The following is a 2623-nucleotide window of genomic DNA, read 5'->3' as shown; positions in this document are numbered from 1 at the left end:
ACCGCGTCCGCATTGTTCGATTCGAGGATCTAGTTTCTGCGCCAGAGGCCACTGCGAAAGAGCTCAGTGCCTTCGCCGGAATAGCGTTCGAGCCCGGAATGCTGGACTTGCCCCAATGGGGCTCCTCAAACGTCAGCCATTTAAGCAGCAATCGCGGCATTTCATCCGACGTCGTTGACCGATGGGAGTCCGTACTTTCATTGGCCGAGATCGATGTTTGCGAGCGACTGACCGCACCTCTCATGCGCCAGTTCGGTTACCAGATCCGGCCCGGCTTCAAGCCAGGTAGACTCCGCACCGGTATCGTATTATTGACATATCCACTTCATCTTATGGGTGTCATTGCGGTCAATCCTTCGCGCGCGTGGACCCAAATAACGGCTCTGTATCGGGCCCGGCAGGGCCGAGCTGCACCGCACGTGCAATAACTTCGCATCAGGGACATAACTTCAGTGACATTGCGTGTTTTGCTAGTGGCCGGAGTTGGAAAAAGCGGCAGCACGCTTCTGGGTGCGTTGCTTGGCCAGATACCAGGTTATCTGAACGTCGGCGAGGTCATCAGTATCGAGCACGCCCGTCAGGATGACCACTGTTGCGGATGCGGCGCTCCTGTGGAGCATTGCGCTTTCTGGGGGCCCTTGATCACGGAAAGCATTGGGGGACTCGACAAACTGAACGCGGCCGAATGGTCGCAGCTCCATACCAAGGCGCTCATTTCCCCGCGCCTTATTGCTCGTAACCTGTCACGTCGCTCGAACGAGAAAGATTTTCCGCAACTCAGAGCCTTATATAACGCCCTTGCCGGACGCGACGACGGCGCGGTCATCGTAGACGGATCGAAATCGTACCGGTACGCACGGGTGTTGAGAGACCTGCCGGGAATAGACTTGCATGTCCTCCACCTCGTGCGCGATCCTCGAGCCGTCGAGTATTCAAAATCACGTTTGCTCTCGAAGGGGCACTGGAAATTTGCAAAGGCATCAACCCTTCAAAATACCGTGCAATGGATTGCGCTGAACCTTCTGCTTGAGTCTATGGCGTCTACCGCCTCGGTTTCTTATCGTCGCCTGCGATACGAAGACCTTGTCGTGGATCCCGGAGGCGTGATTGCGAACGTAACCGAATGGGCCACGGGCTGCCGCGAACACCTATCCGTCGATAGCGAAGGCGGAGTCTTTCTGTCCGAAAACCACACTTTGGGCGGAAGTGACGTCCGCCTGCAAAGCGGCCGGGTTTTGCTTGGCCCGCGTGACCACTGGCTGAACGTGCTGCCATCCGAGAAGCGTCGCCTTGTCACTGCACTGAGCCTCCCGCTTCTCTACCGATACGGGTACCCCGTCACGAGGGCCAAAGTCAGCCAGTTATGAGGAATGCGTGTGCCACCGAAGCCTTGGTCCCTAGTGATCCCCGAGGCAAGATCTAACCGGACAACCATGCACAGTGTTTCTTTTGCATCCATCAACGGCACATCGTGACGCGGTCGGGTCTCAGCGGAATTCAGAGCCCAGCCTCGCTCTTGTGCTCAACCGAAACTTAGGAAGACTAAGTCAAAAAAGCTACATGACTCACGCGGCCGCATCATGACAATCCGGGTCTCTGAAAAATTCGATGATTTTAGCCGACATGTGCTGTAGTGAATGCAGAATCGAGCTAGCGGCTGCGATCAGCTGCTCGCGGCTGGAGATGAAGGTTTTGGAGACACGCTGTTTGACATTAGTCCAGACCCATTCGTCCGGATTGAGCTGTGACGAATATGGCGGAAGGAAAAAGAGCTTGAGCTTGCCGTCCAACTGCGCGACCAGGCGTTCGCCCTTATTCGCGCGATGGATACGGTGTCCATACGGAAACGGTGCCGAGCCTCACCACGAACTCGCGCTGAATCAATTCTCGGACCTTCGCCAATGTCCACAAGACAAACGGAAGCTTAAGCTGGAGGGATTCTTCTCACGAATGATCTCCGCAAGGCACGAGAATTGCTTATCGTCGAATTTCGGCGGGCGATCGGACTTCGGCTTGGTTTTGAGCGACTCCTCACCGCCGTAATGATATTTCGTCAGCCACGTATAGATGATTCGCGGATTGATATCGAGCGTTTTCGCCAGGAGTTCCGGACTTGCGCCATCCTCAGATGAGGTAAATCATGCGCAGGCGGAGTCCTTCTTTGCCTGCACTCGAAATTTTCTATTATAGTGGTAACTGGCTTTAACCTACTTTAGCTTTATTAAGCCCATCCCCTAATAACTATTGTCAACGTGAGGTACCCAAGTGTCCGATCAGAAAAAGATTTACATCGCCGGATGCGGCGGAATGCTCGGGGAAGCTTTTTATCACCGCTTTGGCTCAGAGTACTCGCTTCGATGTACCGACAAGGACGTCAACTCAGAATGGCTTTCTTTCCTTGACTTTCGGGACTTGGATGCCTACCGTAAAGACGTCGCTTCCTTCTCGCCAGATTTCCTATTCCATTTAGGCGCGTATACCGATCTCGAATACTGCGAGATTAACGCCGAGGACACCTACGCAACGAATACGATATCGGTGGAGAATGCAGTCTATATCGCCAACAGCTTGAACATTCCCCTTCTTTACATCAGCACCGCCGGAATGTTCGATGGTGCAAAGG

General features: G+C 54.1%; 4 protein-coding genes. 3 read left to right on the top strand and 1 reads right to left on the bottom strand.

Annotated features, from left to right (window positions below):
• Both AC6T8Q_RS02930 and AC6T8Q_RS02925 read left to right on the top strand, forming a co-directional pair.
• Positions 1 to 428, top strand: a 428-nt coding sequence (locus AC6T8Q_RS02930) for a hypothetical protein (RefSeq protein WP_500677652.1), incomplete at its 5' end; no start/stop codon positions are given.
• A gap of 24 nt (positions 429 to 452) precedes the next feature.
• Positions 453 to 1367: a sulfotransferase gene (locus AC6T8Q_RS02925; RefSeq protein ID WP_500677651.1), complete on the top strand. Its 915-nt coding sequence runs from the start codon at positions 453 to 455 to the stop codon at positions 1365 to 1367.
• Between the two features lie 198 nt (positions 1368 to 1565).
• Here the strand turns inward: AC6T8Q_RS02925 and AC6T8Q_RS02920 are convergent, their stop codons facing one another.
• Positions 1566 to 1829 (bottom strand): transposase, encoded by a 264-nt coding sequence (locus AC6T8Q_RS02920; RefSeq protein ID WP_500677653.1) that lies wholly within the window; start codon positions 1827 to 1829, stop codon positions 1566 to 1568.
• 436 nt (positions 1830 to 2265) lie between these two features.
• On the opposite strand from AC6T8Q_RS02920, the gene AC6T8Q_RS02915 reads away from it, so the two are divergent.
• A partial coding sequence (locus AC6T8Q_RS02915) for a sugar nucleotide-binding protein (RefSeq protein WP_500677650.1) occupies positions 2266 to 2623 on the top strand: 358 nt, incomplete at its 3' end.

It is taken from the genome of Bythopirellula sp., from assembly GCF_041737835.1.
Lineage (GTDB): Bacteria > Planctomycetota > Planctomycetia > Pirellulales > Lacipirellulaceae > Bythopirellula.
The sequence above is the reverse complement of the archived record's forward strand: the minus strand, read 5'-3'. Positions and strand labels throughout refer to the sequence as shown.